Origin of the sequence: Xanthomonas phaseoli pv. dieffenbachiae, from assembly GCF_008639345.1 — a bacterium.
Lineage (GTDB): Bacteria > Pseudomonadota > Gammaproteobacteria > Xanthomonadales > Xanthomonadaceae > Xanthomonas > Xanthomonas phaseoli.
This window is the reverse complement of the sequence record NZ_CP041380.1, coordinates 4,900,058-4,924,586: the sequence shown is the minus strand read 5'-3', so window position 1 is coordinate 4,924,586 and position 24,529 is coordinate 4,900,058. Positions and strand designations below refer to the sequence as shown.

Genomic DNA, 24,529 nt, shown 5'->3' with positions numbered 1-24,529 from the left:
CTCCCGCGCGCGGGAGAGGGGTCGGGGGTGAGGGCACAGGCCCCGCCGCCCCTCATCCGCCCCTTCGGGGGCACCTTCTCCCGCACGCGGGAGAAGGGAATCAGCCACGGATTTTCTTATGAGCCGCAAACAAGCCTTCCAATTCCTCGACCTGCCGCGGACCATGCCCACGCGCATTCCGGTGGAACTGCGTACGTCCGGCGACTGGGGCGAGTTGTACGGCAAGTTCGACAAGGCCGATGCGCAATACCAGGCCGGCCGTTGCCTGGACTGCGGCAATCCGTATTGCAGCTGGAAATGCCCGGTGCACAACGCCATCCCGCAGTGGCTGCAGCTGGTGCAGGAAAACCGCATCGAAGAAGCCGCCGCGCTGTGCCATTCCACCAACCCGCTGCCGGAAGTGTGCGGGCGCGTGTGTCCGCAGGACCGCCTGTGCGAGGGCAGCTGCACGCTGGAGGAATTCGGCGCAGTCACCATCGGCGCGGTGGAGAAATATATCGTCGACACCGCCTTCAAGATGGGCTGGCGACCGGACCTGGGCAACGTGCAGCCCAGCGGCCATCGCGTGGCGGTGATCGGTGCCGGCCCGGCCGGCCTGGCGTGTGCGGACCGGTTGGCACGTGCCGGCATCGAAGCGGTCGTGTACGACCGCTATGAGCAGATCGGCGGCCTGCTGCAGTTCGGCATTCCCAGCTTCAAGCTGGACAAGTCGGTGATCGGCAAGCGCCGCGAGATTCTCGAAGGCATGGGCGTGCAGTTCCGCCTGGGCGTGGAGATCGGTCGCGACGTCAGCATCGAGCAGCTGCTGGCCGAATACGACGCGGTGTTCTTAGGGACCGGCGCGTATCGCTATACCGACGGCGGCCTGCCCGGGCAGGACCTGAAGAACGTGCTGCCCGCGCTGCCGTTCCTGGTGCACAACAGCCGCATCGTCAGCGGCAACGACCCACACGGCCGGCCGATCGCCGGCTGGGAAGACCAGCTCGCCCTGCCCGACCTCAACGGCAAGCGCGTCGTGGTACTGGGCGGCGGCGACACCGGCATGGACTGCGTGCGCAGCGCCATCCGCCTGGGCGCAGCCAAGGTCACCTGCGCCTACCGCCGCGACGAGGCCAGCATGCCCGGCTCGGCACGCGAGGTGGCCAACGCCCGCGAAGAAGGCGTCCGCTTTTTGTTCAACCGCCAACCGCTGTCGATCGAATCCGGCGCCGACGACGAAGCCATCGGCGTGACCGTGGTGGAAACCAAACTCGGCGAGCCCGATGCCAGCGGCCGCCGCAATGCGGTGCCGGTGGAAGGCAGCGAATCGCTGCTGGAAGCGGACGTGGTGATCATCGCCTTCGGCTTCTCGCCCACCCTGCCCCACTGGCTGGCCTCGCAAGGCGTGGAAGCGGGCAGCAACGGTCGCATCGTCGCCCCATCCGATGGCAACGGCCGCCTGCCCTACCAGACCAGCAACCCGCGCCTGTTCGCCGGCGGCGACTGCGTGCGCGGCGCGGATCTGGTGGTCACCGCAGTGGCCGAAGGCCGCGACGCGGCGGGCAGCATCGTGCAGATGCTGGGAGTGAAGGCGCAGGTCAAGGAGCCGGCTGCGGCGTGAGAGGCGCTGGCCCCATGCTCAGGTCACTCGTTACCTGTCTGCTTATCTTGACAGCCAGTAGCGCTATTGCAGCACCGGCCGCCACATGCCAAGAATCGGACAATCTGCGGTTTGATGGCTTGCCTCTTTCCATTGTGCAGATGGAGCAGATTGGTTTCACGTACGCCGCTAAAAATACAAAGGCACCGCAAGTGCCATTTGCTTATGCCAACAAAGATTGGTTGTGGCTCAAGGAGCAATATCGGCCTGGAGATTATTTTCTGGCTTATGAGCAGCTCTGGCCAGCGAGTGGCAAGCCGTTTGCCTCGGGTTACGCGCTTGTACGCGGAAGATGTGTACTTGGCGTGCTGAGCATTCGAGTCTCATAATCGAGCTGCGTTTTGCACGCTTCACTTAATTAAGATTTTAGATATGACCATTGCCATCTATATCGATAGCTGCGCGTGGAACTACCTTCACGACAGGGCAATAGATCTCGCAACTGAACTTCCGTCCGACATATATACGCTACACCTCACTAGAGAAGCAGAAATCGAAATTGAAGCGATCCCTAACGGCGGTAAAAAGGAAGCGCTCAAGGCCTACATTTTCGCTAGTATTGAGCGTTCGTCTATAAAGACGGCATCAGTATTCGGCTTCCAAACCCTCGATCTGACGGCTTGCCCTCAAAAGCCCAAGTTTACGGCGGATTCGGACAGGGCACGTTTCAATCCGACGCAGATCGAAAATTTTATGCATTGCCAGAGATTAAGTGCCAGTTACGCGGAAAAGCTCACGCAAGACCGGGTTGAGTAATAATCAAGCTGATGCATCTTTAGCTGCCCGCTTGTTTGGCGCCTTCGTGCTGACGAACGATGAAAAGCCGGGGCCCTTGAAGCTGGCGGCAGACAAGAGTGGAAAGATCGTATATCTTGCCGAAGAAGTAGACAAAAGTGGGCCCACGCTGGGCGAATATATGTCGCGATTGCGACAGTCCATTGAGTAGGCATGCCATGTGGCTTGGCCCCTTTCTTAAGCAGGCACTGTTTTTATGCGCCACTGCCTGCGTCGAATGAAGACGCAGGCAGTGACATCAAGCTAATGCGGGGCGATCAGGCCGCCTTATCCAGCGTCGCCATGTCGATCACGAAGCGGTACTTCACGTCGCTCTTGAGCATGCGCTCGTAGGCCTCGTTGATCTGGTCGGCGCGGATGGTTTCGATGTCGGAGACGATGTTGTGCTTGGCGCAGAAATCCAGCATTTCCTGGGTCTGGCGGATGCCGCCGATCAGCGAGCCGGCCAGGGTGCGGCGCTTCATCACCAGGTTGAACACCGCCGGCGACGGATGCGATTGCTCGGGCACGCCAACCAGCACCATGGCACCGTCGCGCTTGAGCGCATTGAGGAACGGGTCCAGGTTGTGCGGCGCGGCCACGGTGTTGAGGATGAAATCCAGGGTGTTGTACTGCGCGGCCATCTGCGCTTCATCCTTGGAAATCACCACTTCGCTGGCGCCCAGGCGCATCGCATCGGCGCGCTTGCTTTCGGAAGTGGTGAACAGCACCACGGTGGCGCCCATCGCCTTGGCGATCTTCACCGCCATGTGGCCCAGGCCGCCGAGACCGACCACGCCCACCTTCTGGCCCGGACCCACCTTCCAGTGTGCCAACGGCGAATAGGTGGTGATGCCGGCGCACAGCAGCGGTGCCACCGCGGCCAGGTTGTCGCTGTGGGTGATGCGCAGCACGTACTTCTGGTCGACCACGATATGGTCGGAGTAGCCGCCGTAGGTGTTCTCGCCGCCGCCGAACATCGGCCCGTTGTACGTGCCAGTGAAACCCTGTTCGCAATACTGTTCTTCGCCTTCCTGGCAGGAGGCGCAGCTGCGGCAGCTGTCGACCATGCAGCCAACACCGGCAAGGTCGCCAACCTTGAAGCCGGTGACCGCATTGCCCACCGCCGTGACGCGGCCGACGATCTCGTGGCCGGGCACCGAGGGGTACAGCGTGTTGTGCCATTCGTTGCGTGCGGTATGCAGGTCCGAGTGACACACGCCGCAGTAGGCGATGTCGATCTGCACGTCGTTGGGGCCGGGCGCGCGGCGCTCGAACACAAACGGGGCAAGTGGTTGGTCGGCGGCCTGGGCAGCGTAGGCGTGGGCTGTGCTCATGGAAAACTCCGGGGTGTTGCGTCGTCGGCGAGGCGCGCCAACAACGGGGAGAGGGGATCGATAGCTTAAAACGCGTAGATGTCGCACTCCTGCGACAGTGCGTCTTACCTGGTCTCTTGCGAACGCGAGCGCAGCGGCATGATGCGCCTTGCGCTTGTTCGCAGGCGGTCAAATCCGGGCGTTGCGCGTGAATGGCGCGCTAACGTGCGAGCTTCCAGACTCACGCAGCAGCAGATGGCGCTGCACCATCTGCGCTGGCCGTGCCCTCCCCCGCGGCCGCCCACGTCGATGCCGAAGGAGACTTTCCATGTTCCGCACTCCCCCGCACTTTCCCCGCTTGCGCATCGCCGCGCTCGCGCTGACCCTGCTCGCCGCCGGTCCGTTGGTCCAGGCCAAGGAGCCGCCCGGCCCCAGGAAGGAAACCGCCGGCCTGAAGTATGTCGGCGTCAATCTGTCCGGCGCCGAGTTCAACTCGCGCAAGAAGCCCGGCACCTTGTTCAAGGACTACACCTACCCTGCCGCCTCGGACTTCAGCTATTTCGCCGGCAAGGGCATGAATACGATCCGCCTGCCGTTCCTGTGGGAACGCGTGCAGCCCGAACTCAATGGCCAGTTGGACCAGGCCCAATTGGGGCTGATCAAGAAGTCGCTTGAGGCAGCCAAGGCCAACAAGCAGTACCTGATCCTGGACCTGCACAACTACGCCACGTACAACGGCAAGCGCATCGGCACCAGCGATGTGCCGGCCGGCGCGTTGGCCGATCTCTGGCGCCGGCTGGCGCTGGAGTTCAAGGACGACAAGGCGGTGATCTTCGGGCTGATGAACGAGCCCAATGGCATTTCCGCACCCGACTGGGCCAATGCCGCGCAGGGAGCGATCAACGCGATCCGCAAGACCGCCGCGAAGAACCTGATCCTGGTGCCGGGCACCGCCTATACCGGCGCGCACAGCTGGCGCAGCACCAGCTACGGCGTCTCCAACGCAAAGGCGCTGGAAATCCTCAAGGACCCGGGCAACAACCTGGCCTTCGAAGCGCATCAATATCTGGACAAGGACTACAGCGGCACCAAGCCGGTATGCATCAGCGACTCGGTCGGCCAAGAAAAGCTGCAGGGCTTCACCTCGTGGCTGCGCGAGAACAAGCAGAAGGGCTTTCTGGGCGAATTCGCCACGGCCAACAATCCCGTCTGCGACAAGGCGCTGGAAGGCATGCTGACCTACATGGAAAAGAACAGCGACGTGTGGCTGGGCTGGACCTGGTGGGCGGCCGGTTCCTGGTGGAAGCCGGACTACCCCTTCACCGTGCAGCCGGGCAAGGACGGCAGCGACAAGCCGCAGATGGCGATCCTGAGCAAGTACGCACGCCGCGCCGGCAAATAAGCGGCTTCGCAGGCTAAAGAGTGGTCGCAACCCGTGTTGCGGCCACTTTTTTTGTCATTGCCGTGCATCGCGTGGGGCAGCCTGCTTCTGAGAAAAGCAGACCGCTGCTGGCTCGCTGGGTGTAGCAGAAGGCAGCGGCAATCCTGCGCCAGTCCACGTGCTACGTGTTGCCGTGTGCGCGCTTCGATGGCGTGCAACGGCACGCGCTGGTGCGATGCGATTGCGCCACGCGACGTGGATATCGCAAAAGCGGTCTCATCCAACACGCGCTATCGCGTGCGCGAAACGCACTATATCTGCGCACTGCCGGCCGACGTGGCATCGCACTCCCCGCTCCACAGCATCATCAATCAGGCACCCTTCGCGATGGCAGATGCGCGCTGCAGTGCCCAGGCATTGCCTGCAACGCAGCTGCACTCGCACGATGCGCAGCACGCCGTCGCGCAGGTCATGGTGTGTGCCACGCGCATGAAGCATGTGCAAACGGTGCGGTGCGTTCGGGCCATGCGTGCGCGCTCTAACACAAGAACTGCGTGTCACTGCACAGCTTGGCCGATTGATCCCTCTCAACCGTAGTTTTTGCGGGCGCATACGCCTAGTCTGGTGATGGACGCGTTGCTGTCGTACATCGAACGAGCTCATGCCCGTCTCGGCACGTCGTCCTTGCACAGCTCTTTCGCACGCAGAAGTCTCAGGAGTTCCCCCATGAAATCCCTCACCACGCATACGCGCCGGCTGCGTTGCCGCGCGCTGTCTTTCCTATTGCTGGCCACCATGCCCCTGGCGCAGGCGCAAAGCGCCACCGGCCTGAAGTATGCAGGCGTCAATCTTTCCGGCGCCGAGATCAAATCCTCGCAAAAGCCCGGCGTGCTCAACATCGACTATCGGTATCCGGCGGCCGATGAATATGCCTACTTCGCCGGCAAGCACATGAACACCGTGCGCTTGCCGATCCTGTGGGAACGGCTGCAGCCAAAGACAGGTGGCGAGCTGGATCCGGCCCAGCTGGCGTTGATCCGGCAGGCAGTCGCCAACGCCAAGGCGGCAAAAATGTACGTGATCGTGGATGTGCACAACTACGCCAAGTATTACGGCCACACCATCGGCAGCACGAAAGTGCCGATCAGCACCTTCAACGATCTATGGCGACGGCTGGCAATCGCCTTCAAGAACGACAACGCCGTGATCTTCGGACTGATGAATGAGCCTTACGACATCGATCCGCAGGCGTGGGCAACGGCCGCACAGGCGTCGATCGACACCATTCGCAAGACCGGCGCGAACAATCTGATTCTGGTGCCGGGTGCGTTATGGACAGGCGCGCATAGCTGGTACTCCACGGTGGCCGGGCAATCCAATGCAGTGGCGATGGCATCCATTCGCGACCCGCTCAATCGGTATGCCATCGAAGCGCATCAATATCTGGATGCCGATTCCAGCGGCACCAGCGGCGGTTGCGTCAGCGCCACGGTCGGGGTCGAACGGCTGCGCAGCTTCACCGAATGGCTGCGTTTGAACAAAAAGCGCGGCTTTCTCGGCGAATTCGGCACCGGCAATACGGTCACCTGCAATCTCGCGCTCAACGGCATGCTGGGCTACATGGAATCCAACAGCGATGTGTGGATCGGCTGGTCCTGGTGGGCGGCAGGCGCGTGGTGGAGCGCGGCGTATCCGTTCAACGTGCAACCGGATGCGCATGGGCGCGACAAGCCGCAGATGTCGATATTGAGCGCGCGTGCGCGCCGGATTACCGATTAAACGCGACCGACGCACGTAGCGAGTTGTCGTCAGGCAGGCGCGAATGGCGCGCAAAGCACAACGCAGGTGGTCCACGCCAACGCCCGCCGCGCCCGCCTGACGCTTGCACGCCGGTGCTTTGGCTGCTGTTCGCAACGGCAGACGCGCGCGGGCGCAGCAGGCATCGTCGCCACGCAGATCACGTTTCTAGACGGTAGCGAGCACGCGCGTTCTACCGGGCTGAGCCTTACCGCGATTGGCCGCTCTGCCCGTCTTTTCTCGGAAGGGATTGAGGCAGCCTATGCCTGCAGTCTAGGTGGCAGTTTCAATGCGGCATAACGTCATGGACATGACGCCATGCAACTGACGGCAGGCGCTTCCATACGACGCAAAATCGACAGCGTGGAAGAGCGCATGCCGCACTGACGCAAATATCGGGTGATATCACGCGCTTTTGTGCGGCCTATAAATCTCGACAACGCGCCTTGCAGAGTGTGACTGCGATGCAGTTCGCATATCGGCGCTGGATCGACGACACGCAGCATTTGGGCACGGCTGATGCATTGACTCAGACCGATGCAGCGCATCGCGCGCAACGCGCACGCACTCGGCTGCATCTCCCCCGTCTGAGGAGTTGTGTCATGTCCGCTGTCTGTTTTTCGTTGCGCACGCTACTGCGCTCCACGCTGCTTTTCATCGTGTTTGGCAGCCTGCCGTTGGCCCACGCGCAGACGCGCGCGCTCACCTATGCCGGCGTCAATCTGTCCGGTGCCGAATACGCATCTTCCAAAAAGCCCGGAGTCCTCAACAAGGACTATATGTACGCCGCGGCCAGCGATTACACCTATTTCGCCGGTGTCGGCATGAATACCATCCGCCTGCCGATCCTGTGGGAACGGCTGCAGCCCACCGCGGGCGGCGAACTGGATCCGGCCCAACTCGCGTTGCTGCAACAGGCCGTGGCACGCGCCAAGGCAGCCGGCATGTATCTGGTCATCGACATCCATAACTACGCCAAGTATTACGGCTACAAGATCGGCAGCCCGGAAGTACCGGTGGCCACGTTCACCGATCTATGGCGTCGTCTCGCACTGGCGTTCAACAGCGACAACGCGGTGATGTTCGGGCTGATGAATGAACCCAACAATATTTCGGCCAGCGAATGGGCCGGCGCAGCGCAGGCCGCCATCGATGCCATCCGCAGGACCGGTGCCAATAACCTGATTCTGGTACCCGGCGCATTGTGGACCGGTGCGCACAGTTGGTATTCCCCCACGACCGATGGCTACTCCAACGCCACCGCGCTGACGTCCATCTACGACCCGCTCAATCGCTACGCCTTCGAAGTGCATCAATATCTGGATGCCGATTCCAGCGGCACCAGTAGCACTTGCGTCAGCAGCACCATTGGCGCCGAGCGCCTGCGCAACTTTACGCAGTGGCTGCGCACCAACGGCAAACGCGGCTTTCTGGCCGAATTCGGCACCGCCAACAATGCGGTGTGCAACCAGGCGCTGCAAGGCATGTTGGCGCATATGGAAGCCAACGCAGATGTGTGGCTAGGTTGGACCTGGTGGGCGGCCGGTTCGTGGTGGAACCTCAGCTACGCGTACAACGTGCACCCCAACAAGGACGGCACCGACAAGCCGCAGATGGCGATCCTGTCGCCACAGGCCGCACTGGCCACGCGTGCACCGGTTGCTGCTGCCGCGGTGCGCAGCGCCGCTGCATCGACTTCTGCAACAAGCACATCCGCTGCACGCACGACACGTTGATCCCAAACGAAGCCGCCGCAAGGCGGCTTTGCTTCTGAACGCACGCAGCGCGCGTGGGCACACCGCATGGGCATGACGAGATGCGCGCAGATTGCGGCGATTTCCAGCGTGGATGAACACGACGATGCGTGCTCAACCGCGCCTTCCGCTTCGATGTAAACATCGCGTGCATCGCAGGTGAGTGAGCACCTGGGTGTTTCAGCTAACTGAACTTTCGTTGCGGCCGCTTGCCTGTTTTCACCTGATGGCGATAGGCGGCGCTCCAGCATGAGCACACTTCACTGCAGGAGCACTCCCATGACTCAGCGATTGATGAAGACTGCACTGATCGGCGCACTTGCCTTGCTATCGCAGGGCGCGTTGGCACAGGCGGCCGACAAGCCCACCAAGGCGCTCACCTCCGGTGAGGTCACCAGCATGCTTACCGCGAAGGGCTATACCAAGGTGCATGACGTCAAGTTCGAGCATGGCGTCTGGACCGCAGACGCGCGCAGCGGCGACGGCAAGGACGTGGACGTGCATATCGACCCGGTGACCGGCCGCGTCTACGGCGACCAGACCACCTCCAAGCTCAGCGAAGCCGACGTGCGCGCATCGCTGTCCACCGGCGGCTATGCCGATGTGCACGACCTCAAGTTCAAGGATGGCCTGTGGAAGGCCGATGCCAAGCGCAACGGGCAAAAGGTCGAACTGCACGTGGATCCGGAAGACGGCCACGTGGTGAGCGTGGATAACGACTGAGTACGTGTGCGTCACGTTCGCCCGCCGGGCGGGCAGGGTAGATCGAGCGTCGCACAGAATGCACGTACGCCGCACGACCACACGGCCAACCCGTAGGCGGACCTGTCGCGTCGATGCAGCACGCTACTGATCGCGCAGAAGCGCAGCTGAGCGATGTCGTGCGATTGATCGCCAGACGCTTCACATGAGGCAACAATGCAAAAGGCCTCCGGTGGGAGGCCTTTTGCATACAGATGGCTTTCAACAATGCGCGCCCAAGGCAGATTGCTCATGCAGTCGTGCCACGCCGCGTGGCAATATCGGCGTGGCGGCCTCAGTGTGGCGACTTGGCCTTGTTCGTCTGCGGGGCCGTGCTGGACGCGTCGGCCGGCTGCGCGGTCGCCGCGCTTGCGCCAGGCCTGCCGGCCATCATGCGATCGCGCGCAGCCTTGAACGGGTTGCCTGGGTACCAGTTGGGCCAACGGTCGCCAGCTGCAACTTCCTTGCCCACGCCATACACCACCTGCAGGTCTTCGATGGTGCCATCGAGCTTCCAGGTGGCGGCATCGTATTCATCGCCAGGCGCGTGATAACGATGGCGTCCGTAGTCCTCGGCTGCGGCACGTCCGGCAGCGGTGCCGCCCTCGCGCAGGTCTTCGCCGCCATCGGCATACAACGCCGGCACGCCGGCCTTGGCGAAGTTGAAGTGATCCGAACGGAAGTACGAGCCGCTCTGCGGGGTGGCTTCTGCGTGCAGGGTGCGCCCCTGCATGGCGGCGAGCGGCTTGAGGATGTCCTCCAGCTCCGAACTGCCCATGCCTACCACGGTGACATCGCGGGCACGTCCGGCCACCGACATCGCATCCAGATTGATCACCGCCGCGATCTTGTCCAGCGGGAAGCTCGGGTTGGCCACGTAGTACTTGGAGCCCAGCAGGCCCGATTCTTCCAGCGTCACCGCCAGGAACACCACCGAGCGCGCCGGCTTGGGGTCCTGGTGCGCGAATGCATCGGCAATTTCCAGGATGCCGGCCACGCCGGTGGCGTTGTCCACCGCGCCGTTGTAGATGTTGTCGCCGCTTTCGCCCGGATGTTTGCCCAGGTGATCCCAGTGCGCCATGTACAGCACCGCCTCGTCGGCGTGGCTGGTGCCCGGCAACACGCCGACCACGTTGCGCGAGGTCTTCTGTGCGATGGTGCTCTTCAGGTCCACCGACCAGCTGGCCTTCAACGGCACCGGCTTGAAGCCGCGCTTGCTGGCGTCCTTGTAGGCCTGCGCCAGGTCCAGCCCGGCATCGGCGAACAGTTGCTTGGCGGTTTCGGCGCTGATCCAGCCCTGCACCGGCAGGCGCGGGTCCGGGTCGTCCTTGGCCGGCAGGTCGTATTGCGGGCCGGACCAGGAATGTTTCACCACGTCCCAGCCGTAGCTGGCGCCGGGCGTGTCGTGCACGATCAACGCCGCGGCCGCGCCCTTGCGTGCGGCTTCTTCGAACTTGTAGGTCCAGCGCCCGTAGTAGGTCATGCGCTTGCCGTCGAACAACTTGGCATCGTCGGTGTGGAAGCCCGGGTCGTTGACGAACATCACCACCGTCTTGCCCTTCCACTCCTGGCCGGCGTAGTCGTTCCACTGCTGCTCGGGCGCGTCCACGCCGTAGCCGACGAACACCAGCTCGCTGTTGTCCAGTTTGACCTCGGCTTGCCCTGTGCGCGTGCCGACCACGATGTCGGTGCCGAAGGCGAGGGTGCGGGTCTGCGCGCCGCTGCGCAGGCTGGGCGCGGTGGATGCATCGGCGGTGGTTTCCACCATCGGCACCTCCTGGAACCAGCTGTCGCCATTGCCCGGCTGCAGCCCGATGCGCTGCATCTGGTCGCGGATATAGGTCACGGTCTTTTCTTCGCCGGGCGTGCCCGGGCCGCGGCCTTCGAAGTCGTCCGACGCCAGTGTCTTGACCAGTTCGGCGAAGTCGCCGGTGGTCATGTCCGGGGAGAAGGTGTGACGGCTGACCGGCGCGCTAGGCGCGCTATCGGTTGGCGTCTGCGCGGCAGGCGCGCCCGGCGCATCGGCGGGTTCGCGTTTGCAGCCGGCCAGGGCCAGCGTCGCGGCCAGGCACAACAGGATCTTGCGGGGCATCGGAACTCCTCGTGCGGCGGAATCCCGATCTTAGAGCGTGCGCCGCATGGTGAGGTGAGCGCGCGGCTGCGTGTGCTGCAGTTGCATGACGGGCAGGGCAGGGCATCTGGAGCAGGCGCCCTGGCTCCGGCGCACGCACCGGCAGGTGCGTGCGGCCTCGGTCAGTCCTTCGGCGCGACGTCGCTGTCGAAACTGCGCGCGGTGGCGCCGCTCACCGCGCCGATCTTGGCGCTGCGGTGCACGTACAGGTTGACCTCGCGCTCGAAGTGCAACGGCCCATCGACCACCGCATCCGGGCCGATCACCACACGCGGCTTGCGCGAGGGCTGGAACGAAAAACCGAAGCTCGGCTTGCTCACTTCGATGCCGCCGCGCACATGCGAGCCCACCCCGACCGTGATATCGCCGTTGACCGTCTCGATGCCCTTGCCGAGCTCGGTCCCCACCAGCCCAATGCTGCCGTTGACCGTTTCCACGCCGCCGCTGATCCGGCTGCCGCGCTCGGCCAGGATGCTGCCGTTGACCGTTTCCAGCCCGCCGGACACCGTCACTTTCTGGCCCAGCGTGATCGAGCCGTTGACCGTTTCCACGCCACCGGTGCGCGCGTTGTCGCCGATGCGGATGCCGCCATTGACGGTTTCCACGTTCTTGGTTTGCGCACCGGCACCGATCTCGATGGAGCCGTTGACCGTTTCCAGGGCGCCATAGGTCTTGCCGGCATCTGCGCTGATCCTGCCGTTGACCTTGCTGACGTCCTCGTCGGCCCAGGCGCTCGTGCAGACCAGGGACAGTGCCAGGAGGAGAATTTGGGGCTTCATGCTGAACCTCGCGCGGCGGTGGTTGTCTGGGGCGTGGCGGCGATCACATCATGCTTGGCTACAATCGCGCACCTGCCTGAAGTCACTGGATCTTTCGTTGCCCCCTTCGTCCGCACCGCTGCCGCGCCTGCCGCTCGCTCCGTCCACCGGCCGTGGACGGATGTGGCTGGCGGCGGGTGTGCTGGCCTGCACGTTGCTGGGCAGCGTTGGCGCAAACGCGCAGAGCCAGCGCGAGACCGAGCGCAAACTGCAGCAGCTGCGCGATGAGCTCAAGACCATCAGCGCCGATCGACGCGAGCTGGAAGGCAAGCGCGGCACCGCCGCGCAACAGTTGCGCCAGGCCGACGAGAAGGTGGCCAAGACCGCACGCGCCTTGAGCGAAACCGAAGCGGCGATGCGCACGCAGGAACAGCATCTGTCCACCCTGCAGCAGGAACGCGCGCAGTTGCAGCGCGGCCTGCAGAGCCAGCGCACGCAGCTGGCGGCATTGTTGCGCGCTGCCGATCAGGTGGGCCGCAATGCGCCGTTGAAGGTGCTGCTGTCGCAAGACACGGTGGGCGATGCCACACGCATGCTGGCCGATCACCGCTATGTGCAGAACGCGCGTGCGCAGCGCATCCACGCCCTGACCACGCAACTGGATGCCCTGGCGAAAGTGGAACAGGACATCGCCACCCGCCGCCAGGCGCTGGATGCCGCACGCGCGCAGCAAAAGGCGCAAGCGGCCACGTTGCAGAAAGATCGCTCGCAACAGGCGGCCACCGTCGCGCAACTGGACGACCGCTACAAACAGCGTGCCGAGCGCGAAAAGGCGATCGGCCAGGACGCCAAGGCGCTGGAACAACTGCTCGCCAATCTGCGCGCAGCGGCCGCCAAGGCCGAAGCCGAACGGCGCGCTGCCGCCAAACGCGCTGCCGCCGAAGCCGCCGCGCAGGCCAAACGCAGCAAGACCGAGCGTTCCGATCGCCCCGGCAAGACGCCGCCCAAGGTGGTCGCCAACGCACCGGCGCCCAAGGTCGGTGGGCTCAGCTGGCCGGTGGCGGGCAATCTGCTGGCGCGCTTCAACGCCACCTTGCCCGATGGCCACACCAGCAAGGGCGTGCTGATCGGCGCGCCCAAGGGCAGCACCGTAACCGCGGTGGCCGATGGCACGGTGGTGTTTTCCGACTGGATGACCGGCTACGGCATGATCCTGATCGTGGACCACGGCAACGGCTACATGAGCCTGTACGCGCATAACGACACCTTGCTGCGCGATGCCGGCGCATCGATCAAACGGGGCGAGGCGGTGGCCAAGGTCGGCAGTTCCGGCGGGCAGGGCGTGCCGGCGCTGTATTTCGAATTGCGTCGCAACGGGCAGCCGGTGGATCCATCGAGCTGGCTGCAACGCCGCTGAGCGCCGCGCACCGCCCGCGATTCAACGCGGATTTACCGCTGCTTCGCGCATAATCCGGTCAGCTCCGCGCTGCGGGGCGCCTTATCTCTTTGTCGGAGTGCTTCATGCGCGTAGCCGTCCTGTCCGTTGCCCTGTCGCTGGCCCTGTTCGCGTCGCCTGGTTGGGCGCAGAAGGCCGGCCCCGCCGCCGCCCAGGCCAGCGCGGACGACCCGGAAGCCAATGAAGCCGCTGTGTCCAAGGTGCCGCTGGATGAGATTCGCCGTTTCGTGGCGGTCTACAACGCGGTCAAGCAGGCCTACGTCGACCCGGTCGAAGACAAGAAGCTGATGCACTCCGCCGTGCGCGGCCTGCTCTCGGACCTGGACCCGCACAGCACCTATTTCGACAAGGAAGATGCCGAAGCCTTCGACGAACAGGCCACCGGCGCCTACGACGGCATCGGCGTGGAATTGCTGCAGCAGCAGGACAACACCCTTAAGGTGATTGCGCCGATCGACGACACCCCGGCCGCGCGCGCCGGCATCCGCGCCGGCGATGTGATCGTGGCCATCGACGGCAAGCCGATCGATGCCAGCAAGGCGATGGAGCCGCTGCGCGGCGAATCCGGCAGCAAGGTCGTGTTGACCATCATGCGCGACAAGACGCCCAAGCCGTTCGATGTGACCCTGCAGCGCGAAACCATCCGCGTGGCCAGCGTGCGCAGCAAGCTGCTGGAGCCGGGCTACGGCTACATCCGCATCAGCACCTTCCAGGCCGACACCGGTGCCGACTTCCAGAAGAACCTCAAGCAGCTGCAGGCCGGCGGCAAGTTGCGCGGACTGGTGCTGGATCTGCGCAGCAACCCCGGTGGTCTGCTGACCTCGGCGGTGCAGGTGGCCGACGATCTGCTGGACAAGGGCAATATCGTCAGCACGCGCGGGCGCATCTCGATCAGCGATGCCAAGTTCGACGCCACCCCGGGCGATCTGCTCAATGGCGCACCGGTCGTGGTGCTGGTGGACGCCGGCTCGGCCAGTGCCTCGGAAGTGCTGGCCGGCGCGCTGCGCGACAACAAGCGCGCACGCATCATCGGCAGCCGCACCTTCGGCAAGGGCTCGGTGCAGACCGTGCTGCCGCTGGACAACGGCGACTCGGTCAAGCTCACCACCGCGCGCTATTACACGCCCAGCGGCAAGTCGATCCAGGCCAGCGGCATCGTGCCGGACGTCCTGCTCACGCCCGAACCGCAGCCGGGCGACGCCGATGTGCCGGCCAGCCTGACCGACTACAGCGAAGCCACCTTGCCGGGCCACCTGCGCGGCGACGACGAAGGCGAAGAGGGCTACAGCGCCGGCGACGTGCTGCCGGGCGACGGCCCGATCGCCGAAGCCCTGGCCGAACTCAAGCAACCCGGCTCCGCCGCCAAGGCGCAAGCAGCGCAGAAGGCGAAGGCCGCCAGCAAGACCGGTGCCGAGCCCAAGCCGCCGGCAGCGCGCCCGGCGACCACGGACAAAGCCAAACCGGCAGAACCGGCAGGCAAGGCCAAGCCGGCCACTGCGCCCGCAGCGCCAGCCGAACCGGTGCAGCCGTCGCCGCCAGCAAACAAGCCAACGTCTACCGAACCGGCCAACTGAGAGCGGCCACCGCAACGTCGCGGCCCGTCGTCAGGCGGGCCTGGCCGTCTCACCGGGATCGGTGTGGGAGTGGTGCATGCGGCACCCGACATCGATCGCCGCGCACCTGGCAGCAGCGCGCGCGGCCGGTCGGCTGCTTCAAGGCCGCGCCAACCAAGCGGGGAATCACAACCGCTGCGTTGTAGCCAACACCTCGGGATTGACCAGGTTGCGCGGTGTGCCCGCGGCGAACGCCAGCACATTGTCGAACGCCGCGCCGAAATACAGCGCGTAGCTGTCGCGCTCCACGTAGCCCAGATGCGGTGTCGCCAGCACGCGCGCATGCCGCAGCAGCGGATCGCGCAGGTCCAGCACCGGCTCGTGCTCGAACACATCCAGCGCGGCCTGCGCCGGCCGGCCCGCGTCCAACGCAGCGAGCAAGGCGCCCGGGGCGATCAACTCCGCGCGGCTGGTGTTGACCAGCAACGCGTCCTCGCGCATGCGCGCCAGATCCTGTGCGGTGACGTCATGCCGTGTCTGCGCAGTCAGGCGCCGATGCAGCGACAGCACGTCGCTGCATTCGAACAGTTCCTCGCGGCTGCCCGCGATCGCGAACCCATCGCGTGCTGCCTGCGCACAGGATGCCGGCCCGCCCCACACCAACACCTGCATGCCGAACGTGCGGCCGAAGCTGGCCACGCGTTGGCCAATCCGCCCATAACTCCAGATGCCCAGCGTGCGCCCATGCAGCACGCGGCCCAAGCCGGGATCTCCAAGCGCCTGCCAGCGGCCCTGCCGCAAGGCATGCTGGTAGTCGGTCAGCCGGCGGCTGGCCGACAGGATCAGCGCCCAGGTCAGCTCGGCCGGCGCCACCGGCGAACCGACGCCTTCGGCCACCGCCACGCCCAACGCGGTGCACGCGGCCACATCCACGTGCGCGCCGACGCGCCCGGTCTGGCTGATCAGTTTCAGCCGCGGCAGCCGTTGCAGCAGCGCCGCATCCACCCGCGTGCGTTCGCGGATCAGCACCAACGCGTCCGCGTCGGCCAGAGATGCGGCGCGCGCATCGAGCTCCGCATCCAACGCACCCAGCACCTGCACCTGGTGGCCCTGCAGTTGCTGCAGGCAGGGCAGCTGCGCAACGGCGCCCTGGTCGTCGTCGGGCACCACGATGCGCATCAGCGTGGCTTGATCGGCGAGGGGAACGGGGTGACCACCTTGTCGCCGGTGGTGGCATCGCGAATCACCGACTGGCCTTTTTTCTCGACTTCTTCGATCCGCACGATGCTCTGCATCGGCAGGTGCAAGGTCTTGGTATTGCCGAATTCTTCGCGCAGGCGTTCTTCGGTGGGGTCCACCACCAGCCCGTCGTGCACGTCGAACACCAGCTCGCCGATCTGGTTGAAGCCCCACAGATGGCTGCCGGTGACCTCGCGCGCGTAGAGCTCGTACACCTTGCCGTGGTTGAGGAAGGTGACTTTGTACAGAGACTTGGACATGCGCCCGATTATAGGCGCGCGCCTGGGCAGCGACGTGCGCCGCATCGTGCCGGTACCTCGGCCGCACGGGTGGCGGCCTGCGGCTACAGCGTGTGTGCTGTGCGCCTCAGAAACCGTGGCGCTTGCGCAGCCGCCGCGCGATCGCCGCGCGCACGTACAGGCCGTACACGATGCCGAACACGAAGCCGGCGATATGCGCCGACCACGCCACCATGCCGAACGCCGGCCCGATATAGGCGAACACCACCTGCAGCAGCGCCCAGGCGCCGATCAACAACGGCGCCGGCACCCGGATGAATTCCAGAAACACACCCAGCGGCAGCACCACGCCCAGCTTGGCGCCAGGAAACAGCGCCAGGTACGTGCCGATCAATGCCGACACCGCACCCGAGGCGCCGATGATCACCCGGTCCGGCGTGCCGATGGCAAAGATCGCCGCCAGGTTGGAGGCCGCGCCGCCCACCAGGAACAGCAGCAACAACCGCCACGGGCCCAGGATGCGTTCGGCCGGCAGCCCGAAGATCAGCAGGAACACCAGGTTGCCGAGCAGATGCGACCAGTCCGCGTGCAGGAACAGCGCGGTGAACAGGCGCAGCACGCTGCCGTCGCGCAAGGTGGCCCACCAGTCGCCCAGATTGGAGACCCCGCTGGAGAGCGCGCCCCAGTCCAGCCACAAGGTATTGCGCGCCTCGCCCGGCCGGCTGATCGACCACAGATACGCCAGCCACACCGCGGCGAACAGCAACGGCACCGCCCAGCGCGGGGTGGGTTTCTTGCGGGAAGGGAGAGAGACGAACATCGGACGGGGACAATAGCCGGTCCACGCTGCTGAACCCAACCCTAACCTGACGGCACGTTCAGCGCGCGCCTCGTTATTGTTCGGTTAATCGTCATGGGTATACTGCGTACGGCGTCGTATGTCGGGGGGGGGTCTCCGGCGCGCTCCGGGCACTGGATTGGTGCTGGACGCGGGCGCTGAACCGACCATTGCAGTCTTTATCCGGAGAGCTACAACTTATGTCTACCGCTTCCACTCTCAGCCGCGCCACCCTGTTGGCCGTCGGTATCGCTGGCGTGCTGGCCGTTGGTCAGGCGCACGGCGCCGCGTTCCAGCTGAAGGAAAACAGCGCCAAGGGCCTCGGCCGCGCATTCGCAGGTTCGGGCAGCGCCCCGGATGATGCCTCCATCATCGCCAACAACCCGGCAGGCATGCGCCAGCTGGACGGTCGCCTGTTCCAGGCCGACGTCAGCGCCATCAGCTTCTCGGCCAAGTTCCAGCCCGACACCGCGGCCTACGCCAACGGCGCTCCGGTCTCCGGCGGCAACGGCGGCGACGCCGGCATGATCGCGCCGGTCCCGGCGATGTACTTCCACGTGCCGTTCGGCGAGAACGACAACATGCACCTGGGCACCTCGCTGACCGTGCCGTTCGGCTTCAAGACCGAATACGACCGCGACTGGGTCGGCCGCTACCACGGCACCAAGACCGAGCTGCAGGCGATCGACTTCAACGTCGCGTTCTCCTATGACGTGAACCCGTACGTGTCCTTCGGTGCCTCGGTGTTCGCCGAGCGTCTGGATATCGACCTGGCCAACGCGGTGGACTTCGGCAGCGTGCTGGCTGCGCGCCGCGTGCCGGGCTTCGCGCCGGGCAGCGCCGATGGCTACTCGCGCATCAAGGGCGACAGCACCGAAGTGGGCTTCACCCTGGGCGGCTTGTTCAGCATCGATGAGAACACCCACATCGGCTTCAGCTACCGCTCGCAGGTGGAACACAAGATCACCGACGGCACCGCCGACTTCACCGTGCCGGGCAGTGCTGCCGCCGTGCTGAGCGTGGCCGCGCCGGGTACCTTCGTCGATACCAAGGGCCGCGCCACCGTCAAGCTGCCGGCCAGCGCCACCGCCAGCTTCACGCACAACGTGAACGAGCAGTGGTCGATCATGGCCGACGTGACCCGCACCGCCTGGAGCAAGTTCGACCAGGTGACCGTGGACTTCGCGTCCAACCAGCCCGACAGCGTGCTGGACTTCTCCTACCGCGATACCACCTTCGCCTCGATCGGTGCCGACTACCGCATGAGCGATACGGTGACCCTGCGCGGCGGCTTGGCCTACGACCAGACCCCGACCACGGCCGAACACCGCGACGTGCGCGTGCCGGACGCAAGCCGCAAGTGGGTGTCGCTGGGCATGAGCTGGCGTCCGTCGGCGCAGACCGAGTACAACTTCGGTTACACCCACCTGTTCACCAGCGACCCGACCAGCGACACCCGCAGTGCCACCGGCGACCGTCTGGCCGGCAGCTACGACGTGAAGGGCGACGTGCTGGCCGCTTCGATCAACTACAAGTTCTGATCGCCGCAGCACGCGTTGCGTGACGAAAAACCCCGCTTCGGCGGGGTTTTTCTTTGGTGCCTTGCACGCGCCACCCACGACACGGGCGGCCGGCACCAAGCAACAAGCAAAGACAGGACAGATCGCCTCGGCGCAGCGCTTGCCCACCCTGCGCGACGGCCCCACCTCAACACGCACTGGTGATCCCGACAACCTCGCGCGCGGATCCCGCCGGCACGCAACGCCTGCCGAACGCTGCAGCCGGCGCGCCGGATTGCTATGGTCAGGCGCATGAGCCAACCCGACTTCATCCAGATCACCGACAACGCCATCGCGCGCGAGGATTGCCTGGCCATCGTGCAGCGCATGCGCCAGAGCCAGCAGCTGCATCCGGGCCGCATCGGTGGCGGTGTATTCCCAGACCTCAAACACAGCCGCGATCTGCGCATCAGCGGGATGGCCGAATGGGCGGAAGTGGAAAGCCGCCTGCAACAGGCCGTGTTCGAGGGCCTGCTCACCTATCTGCGGCAGTATCCGCAAGCGTTGATTTCACCGCTGATGCTGCAGGTGACCACGGCCGATGGCACACCGCATCGCCTGGTGGCCGAGGATATCGCGCAGATGAGCGACCAGGCGCTGGGCGATCTGGCACGCACCTGCCTGCGCCCGGGCGCGATCAATCTGCAGTGGTACACCGCCGACCAGGGCGGCTACCCGTACTGGCATTGCGAGCTGTATCCGCGCGATGCCAGTGCCGAAACGCTGCATCGGCATCTGCTGTGGACGCTGTATCTCAACGAGGAATTCGCGCAGGGCGAAACCGAATTCCTGTTCCAGCAACGCAAGGCGCGCCCACGCACCGGCAGCCTGCTGATCGCTCCCACCGCCTTCACCCACACCCACCGCGGCAACCGCCCGGTGGGAGGCGACAAGTTCATTGCCACCAGCTGGATTCTGTTTCAGTCGGCGCAGTCACTTTACGGCGGGGAATAGGGAATCGGGAATGGGCAATCGCAACGGCGGAGCTGTCGGCGGTGGCTGTTGCTGTTGTTTTGCCGACGCCCCATTCCCGCAACTACACAGCGCTTGAGTACGCCCTGCATTGCAATGCTTCGGCTCGCTCCTTTGTCCAGTACATCTCGCTTGCACCGCGCCTCGTTAGTAAGAATACTAACTGGATGCAGAAGAACTCTTTCCCCAGCGCGAGCACGGCAACCGAGCGGGATGTCCGCAGCTCGCGCACGGTCATCAAGGGGCGCGGCACCACCGCCTACGTGCCCGGTCGCTTCTCGGTCACCACCGCCGTCGAGATAGACGATGGTTGGGGCGCGGCCGATGCCGATGGCGAGACTGCCATGCGTCCCAAGACCGTGGTGGCCGAGGAAATCGCGCGCAGCATCATCAGCCGCAACAACTCACCCGACATCGGGTTCTCGCAGTCGGTGAACCCGTACCGGGGATGTGAGCATGGTATGGTGTTTTGGTAGATTGTTCACAACTAGGGGCTGCGTTGGACGTTGGTTAGCAGCGCTTTCGTTGAGATGGAGCACTGAACGAACTAAGCTAGGTTCCGAAGCCTTGGTCGACAGTGTTCAACTTGGCCCGATGTTGGCCGCTCGCTAGATTGCATGACCCCCAAGGCCGTGATTTCTTCGTTCCGGCCCCCGGGAGAAGCAGTCTTGGATATCTACCAGCCTCAGATCGCCCAAGTAGTTGCTCTGCCTGCCCGCGGGCAGGCGCGTCACTTGCTGGGGTCTACCGCCGCCCTTCCCGCGGGCTTCTACTTCGTTGTCGATAGACGTACGTCAGTTCCTATCCCCGATGTCTACGACTTCTTGATTTCGGAGAACGTCAGCCTGCTGGGTAGGCCAAAGCTTCGCCACCAGTCCAATACAAGTAAGGCTAACGCTGAAGACTTGGTTGACCTGCTCTTCTTCGCCAACGAAATCAACACAACGCTTGCAGAGTTCTCGGAAGAACTGCTCCAGCAGTATGCCGATAGCATGTTGTATGTAGTGAGTCCGCAGACATCTCTGAACTATGCAGATCGGACAGTCATCAAGAGGGTATCGACTGCAAAGCGGCTCTTTCATTATCTACAGAATAACGGCTGTTTGAAAAATCGCTTCAAAATCGCAAAGGTCCTGCGAAGAGGAATGGAAAAGCTTGTCATAGCCCCGGACGTTCAAGTGCCAAAGACACCTGCAACGGATGCGCTGGTGAAACATATTGCTACGGACCTTGTAGAGGCAATTAGCAAAAACCTTGGCCAGATGCCCAGTGAAAAAACGCAAGTTCTGACTCGGGATCGCCTCTTGTTTGCCTTCTTGCTGAATACCGGTGCCCGAATCTCAGAGGCGCTATCAATCAAGATTAGCGAGCTGCCATTTCAAAAAGTCGGTAAGGAGAATTCCCTTGCAGCTTGCCACATACAAGTAATGGGAAAAGGAGGAACGCATCGAAAACTCATTGTCCCTATTTGGCTATTGGCAGAACTAAGTATCTATGTTTCTACCGAGCGTGCCGACGCCGTACTCGCTTCGAAAGCAAAGGCACAGCATAACCAAGTCTTCGTCAATCATGCGATTGCTCGTTATTCTCGTGGTCAAGCGCTAACAGCAAATAACTTCAGAAAGATAATGAGGCGCGCCGCAATACGTGCAGTTGGAGAAACCGTAAACAACAGTATCCCGTCCCCGCACGCTTGTAGACATTCTTTTGCTTTGTGGCACTTCATCTTGGAAGCGCGTGCGGGAAATCCCGACCCGGCAAAGAAAGTTCAGGCGCTTCTTGGACATGCAAACAGATCTACCACAGAACAAATATACCTAAACGCGAGCCTGCTACTAGAAGAAGAGCTGTCCGAGAAGGATCAACGCCATCTAATGAATGCACTGGATGGGTACGCAACATGAAACGTACGCGATTTCGAACGGAGTCCGGCCAGAATTCATTCGGTCCTACTCAAGTGCGCTTCTCTCGAGTTGAGAAAAAAGGATTACTGCACTTTCAGTGCGAAGGGCCACTCGATGAAGATATCAAGCTTTACGACTTTTCCGGATGGGCAGGTCTCTCTCAAATCGCCGAAGATCTCATTGATGCAACACTTGCCATCCTTGCATCAGAAAGAGCAACAACTCGGAACGGAACGCACCGATCGCTTCGCTACGGAATTATTCAATACCTGAACGAAACCTCTCCTCACACCGAGCTACGTAGCCTTGATCGAGCAACTTTTCAAGATTTTACACAATGGCTAAGAAAAAGAAGAGATGGACAAAAATGCGTTTGGGGCTATTCCGATAGGATGCACAAGCTGAGTGCCCTACGTAAGTTGATCTCACGGCTTTCTCCAAAGCTATCAAAGCTCGGCGTCCAGCATGATATTCCAATTAATCCGTGGCCTGGAGAAAATCCACACAGAAATGAGGGGAAAGAGAAGGAAGCAATATCACAAGAGCATTTTTTGAGGTTGATGACCGCCGCGATAAATGCGCATGAACAAAATTTTAGAGAGTTGGATCTCTCGCTTACACAGATTGACCACCATCTTGCTCTTATCAAAAGTCACTCAGTTATTCCAAACACACTTGAGGGAGTGTGCGCTCAGGCGATAGTCAAGTATGGAGGCGTACTTCCGGAGCGCAAATGGCTAAAGCAACACGAACCTAATTTCTTTCTTCGCTTGGAAGAGGTGGGTTACCTGCGTGTCGCTCAAATTATCAATCCAAACGTACATTATCTGATACCTGCATTCATCATTCTTCAGTGCTTCACACATTGGAACGAACAGCCAATGTGCTGCTTGCGCATCTCAAATATCGACAGGTGTTCAGGATTATTCTCAAATAAGTACAAACTATCGAGTATAAAGTTTCGTGGAAAAGGCATGGTTCATCGCTCGTTCTTTAAAAGCGACGAGTTGTTCAATCCCTGCAACGTTATAGACTTTATTGAGCGATGGACCAAACACCTTCGGGCGTACGCGCCCCAACGAATACGTGACGATCTATTTCTGTACGCGTGCAAGTTCAAGACTAGAAAGATCGGAGCAATCCGCTCGCTGGGACAGCCGCTACGTGGGACCTACAATCTTTCAGCCGAAAGGAAGTCCAGGTTCTTCAGGGACCGAGGCCTCAAAGCCGCAGGCTCAAGCGCCATTCGGTTAGCTGCAGCCGAGTACCTCAATGAGATACTTTTGGAGATACCGAGAAGGTCAGTGGGTAATCCCCCCACAGGTTAGCTGACGCCAGAAGTGGAATTTTCTCGTACCCTTTTCCGAGGAGGTTCCATGAAGACATCCCGCTTCACCGACAGCCAGATCATTGCCGTCCTCAAGCAGGCCGAGGCCGGCACGCCCGTGCCGGAGTTGTGCCGGGAACACGGCATCAGCTCGGCGACGTTCTACAAGTGGCGCAGCAAGTTCGGCGGCATGGACGCATCGCTGATGTCCCAGCTCAGGGAGCTGCAGGACGAGAACCGGCGCCTGAAGAAGATGTACGCCGATGCCCAGCTCAGCGCCGACCTGCTGAAGGAGGCGATGGCAAAAAAATGGTGAGGCCATCTCAACGCCGGGAGATGGCCCGATGGGCCGTAGATGGTGGCCACACGAACATCCGGCATGCCTGCCGGACCTTTGCGGTGAGCGAGACCTGCTTTCGCTATCAAGCCAAGGCCAGCGAGGAGAACGCCCGGATTGCCGATTGGCTGGTGCGGTTGACCACAACCTATCGTGATTGGGGGTTCGGCCTGTGCTTTCTGCACCTGCGCAACGTGAAGGGCTTTGGCTGGAATCACAAGCGGGTGTACCGCATCTATCGGGAGCTGGAGTTGAACCTGCGGATCAAGCCGAAGAAGCGGCTGGTGCGCGAGCGGCCAGAGCCGTTGGCGGTGCCGGAGACGATCAACCAGGTCTGGTCGATGGATTTCATGCACGACCAGCTGGCCGACGGCCGCAGCTTCCGGTTGTTCAATGTGCTCGATGACTTCAACCGTGAGGGTCTGGGCATCGAGGTCGACTTATCGCTGCCATCGGCCCGGGTGATCCGCTCGTTGGAACAGATCATTGACTGGCGCGGCAAGCCAAACGCCATTCGCTGCGACAACGGCCCGGAGTACATCAGCGGCGCGCTGCTAGCTTGGGCACAGCAGCGCGGGATTCGGATCGAGCACATCCAGCCAGGCAAGCCGCAGCAGAATGCCTATGTCGAACGTTACAACCGCACCGTCCGCTACGCCTGGCTGGCCACAACGTTGTTCGACACCATCGAGCAGGTTCAGGACAAGGCCACGCGCTGGCTATGGACGTACAACCATGAGCGCCCCAACATGGCGCTCGGCGGTATCACGCCAGCAATGAAATTGGCGATGGCCGCCTAGCTCCACTTTTGGCG

The 24,529-nt window shown here is 62.8% G+C and carries 20 protein-coding genes and 2 pseudogenes; 16 read left to right on the top strand and 6 right to left on the bottom strand.

The window, feature by feature from the left end:
• Positions 1-118 precede the first annotated feature (118 nt).
• The 3 genes and pseudogenes from FLG15_RS21865 to FLG15_RS21855 all read left to right on the top strand — a co-directional run bounded on the left by FLG15_RS21865 (position 119) and on the right by FLG15_RS21855 (position 2,585).
• Complete coding sequence (locus FLG15_RS21865) at positions 119-1,600, top strand: glutamate synthase small subunit GltD family protein (RefSeq protein WP_057678649.1); 1,482 nt, start codon at positions 119-121, stop codon at positions 1,598-1,600.
• 14 nt (positions 1,601-1,614) lie between these two features.
• Positions 1,615-1,968 carry a hypothetical protein gene (locus FLG15_RS21860; RefSeq protein ID WP_169790125.1) on the top strand — a complete coding sequence of 118 codons (354 nt, stop codon included), beginning with the start codon at positions 1,615-1,617 and terminating at the stop codon, positions 1,966-1,968.
• A 43-nt stretch (positions 1,969-2,011) separates the two neighbouring features.
• Positions 2,012-2,585: pseudogene (locus FLG15_RS21855) on the top strand (hypothetical protein).
• A gap of 106 nt (positions 2,586-2,691) precedes the next feature.
• Here the strand turns inward: FLG15_RS21855 and FLG15_RS21850 are convergent.
• Positions 2,692-3,750, bottom strand: coding sequence for an NAD(P)-dependent alcohol dehydrogenase (locus FLG15_RS21850; RefSeq protein ID WP_008572924.1), 1,059 nt, complete (start codon positions 3,748-3,750; stop codon positions 2,692-2,694).
• A 307-nt stretch (positions 3,751-4,057) separates the two neighbouring features.
• Between FLG15_RS21850 and FLG15_RS21840 the strand changes: the two genes are divergently transcribed.
• From FLG15_RS21840 to FLG15_RS21820, 5 genes are all read left to right on the top strand, one after another.
• A complete protein-coding gene (locus FLG15_RS21840; protein ID WP_057679181.1) occupies positions 4,058-5,131 on the top strand; it encodes a glycoside hydrolase family 5 protein in 1,074 nt (357 codons plus the stop codon).
• A 186-nt stretch (positions 5,132-5,317) separates the two neighbouring features.
• Complete coding sequence (locus FLG15_RS21835; protein ID WP_057679180.1) at positions 5,318-5,707, top strand: hypothetical protein; 390 nt, start codon at positions 5,318-5,320, stop codon at positions 5,705-5,707.
• A gap of 129 nt (positions 5,708-5,836) precedes the next feature.
• Entirely contained in the window at positions 5,837-6,889 is a 1,053-nt protein-coding gene (locus FLG15_RS21830) for a glycoside hydrolase family 5 protein (RefSeq protein WP_057679179.1), read from the top strand.
• A 620-nt stretch (positions 6,890-7,509) separates the two neighbouring features.
• The gene (locus tag FLG15_RS21825; RefSeq protein WP_057679182.1) at positions 7,510-8,643 is read left to right on the top strand and encodes a glycoside hydrolase family 5 protein; all 1,134 of its coding nucleotides are present in this window, start codon (positions 7,510-7,512) and stop codon (positions 8,641-8,643) included.
• 297 nt (positions 8,644-8,940) lie between these two features.
• Entirely contained in the window at positions 8,941-9,384 is a 444-nt protein-coding gene (locus FLG15_RS21820) for a PepSY domain-containing protein (protein WP_150147401.1), read from the top strand.
• A gap of 313 nt (positions 9,385-9,697) precedes the next feature.
• Here the strand turns inward: FLG15_RS21820 and FLG15_RS21815 are convergent, their stop codons facing one another.
• Both FLG15_RS21815 and FLG15_RS21810 read right to left on the bottom strand, forming a co-directional pair.
• Complete coding sequence (locus tag FLG15_RS21815; protein ID WP_150147398.1) at positions 9,698-11,494, bottom strand: M28 family metallopeptidase; 1,797 nt, start codon at positions 11,492-11,494, stop codon at positions 9,698-9,700.
• A gap of 161 nt (positions 11,495-11,655) precedes the next feature.
• Complete coding sequence (locus FLG15_RS21810) at positions 11,656-12,312, bottom strand: DUF4097 family beta strand repeat-containing protein (protein ID WP_017155960.1); 657 nt, start codon at positions 12,310-12,312, stop codon at positions 11,656-11,658.
• A gap of 97 nt (positions 12,313-12,409) precedes the next feature.
• Between FLG15_RS21810 and FLG15_RS21805 the strand changes: the two genes are divergently transcribed.
• Both FLG15_RS21805 and FLG15_RS21800 read left to right on the top strand, forming a co-directional pair.
• Positions 12,410-13,708 (top strand): murein hydrolase activator EnvC family protein, encoded by a 1,299-nt coding sequence (locus FLG15_RS21805; RefSeq protein WP_017155961.1) that lies wholly within the window; start codon positions 12,410-12,412, stop codon positions 13,706-13,708.
• 104 nt (positions 13,709-13,812) lie between these two features.
• Positions 13,813-15,321, top strand: coding sequence for a S41 family peptidase (locus FLG15_RS21800; RefSeq protein ID WP_057679175.1), 1,509 nt, complete (start codon positions 13,813-13,815; stop codon positions 15,319-15,321).
• A 165-nt stretch (positions 15,322-15,486) separates the two neighbouring features.
• Here FLG15_RS21800 and FLG15_RS21795 read toward each other — a convergent pair whose 3' ends face one another.
• The 3 genes from FLG15_RS21795 to FLG15_RS21785 form a co-directional block, all read right to left on the bottom strand.
• Positions 15,487-16,479 (bottom strand): D-2-hydroxyacid dehydrogenase family protein, encoded by a 993-nt coding sequence (locus FLG15_RS21795; protein ID WP_057679174.1) that lies wholly within the window; start codon positions 16,477-16,479, stop codon positions 15,487-15,489.
• Positions 16,479-16,799, bottom strand: a complete 321-nt coding sequence (locus FLG15_RS21790; RefSeq protein ID WP_008572943.1) for a DUF1820 family protein — start codon at positions 16,797-16,799, stop codon at positions 16,479-16,481. The genes FLG15_RS21795 and FLG15_RS21790 overlap by 1 nt, the downstream gene beginning before the upstream one ends.
• Before the next feature lie 106 nt (positions 16,800-16,905).
• Positions 16,906-17,598: a rhomboid family intramembrane serine protease gene (locus FLG15_RS21785; RefSeq protein WP_017155963.1), complete on the bottom strand. Its 693-nt coding sequence runs from the start codon at positions 17,596-17,598 to the stop codon at positions 16,906-16,908.
• A 218-nt stretch (positions 17,599-17,816) separates the two neighbouring features.
• Between FLG15_RS21785 and FLG15_RS21780 the strand changes: the two genes are divergently transcribed.
• From FLG15_RS21780 to FLG15_RS21755, 6 genes and pseudogenes are all read left to right on the top strand, one after another.
• A complete protein-coding gene (locus FLG15_RS21780) occupies positions 17,817-19,157 on the top strand; it encodes an outer membrane protein transport protein (RefSeq protein WP_057679173.1) in 1,341 nt (446 codons plus the stop codon).
• A 270-nt stretch (positions 19,158-19,427) separates the two neighbouring features.
• Complete coding sequence (locus FLG15_RS21775) at positions 19,428-20,129, top strand: 2OG-Fe(II) oxygenase (RefSeq protein WP_057679172.1); 702 nt, start codon at positions 19,428-19,430, stop codon at positions 20,127-20,129.
• A 185-nt stretch (positions 20,130-20,314) separates the two neighbouring features.
• Positions 20,315-20,617: pseudogene (locus tag FLG15_RS21770) on the top strand (PA0069 family radical SAM protein); the annotation flags it as partial.
• A gap of 147 nt (positions 20,618-20,764) precedes the next feature.
• Positions 20,765-22,051, top strand: a complete 1,287-nt coding sequence (locus FLG15_RS21765; RefSeq protein WP_150147395.1) for a tyrosine-type recombinase/integrase — start codon at positions 20,765-20,767, stop codon at positions 22,049-22,051.
• Positions 22,048-23,379 (top strand): site-specific integrase, encoded by a 1,332-nt coding sequence (locus tag FLG15_RS21760; RefSeq protein ID WP_150147392.1) that lies wholly within the window; start codon positions 22,048-22,050, stop codon positions 23,377-23,379. Before FLG15_RS21765 ends, FLG15_RS21760 begins: the two co-directional genes overlap by 4 nt.
• Before the next feature lie 48 nt (positions 23,380-23,427).
• A protein-coding gene (locus FLG15_RS21755; protein WP_223842567.1) for an IS3-like element ISXcd1 family transposase occupies positions 23,428-24,515 on the top strand; the annotation gives its coding sequence in 2 pieces (ribosomal slippage) (positions 23,428-23,680 and positions 23,680-24,515; 1,089 coding nt in all).
• Positions 24,516-24,529 lie beyond the last annotated feature (14 nt).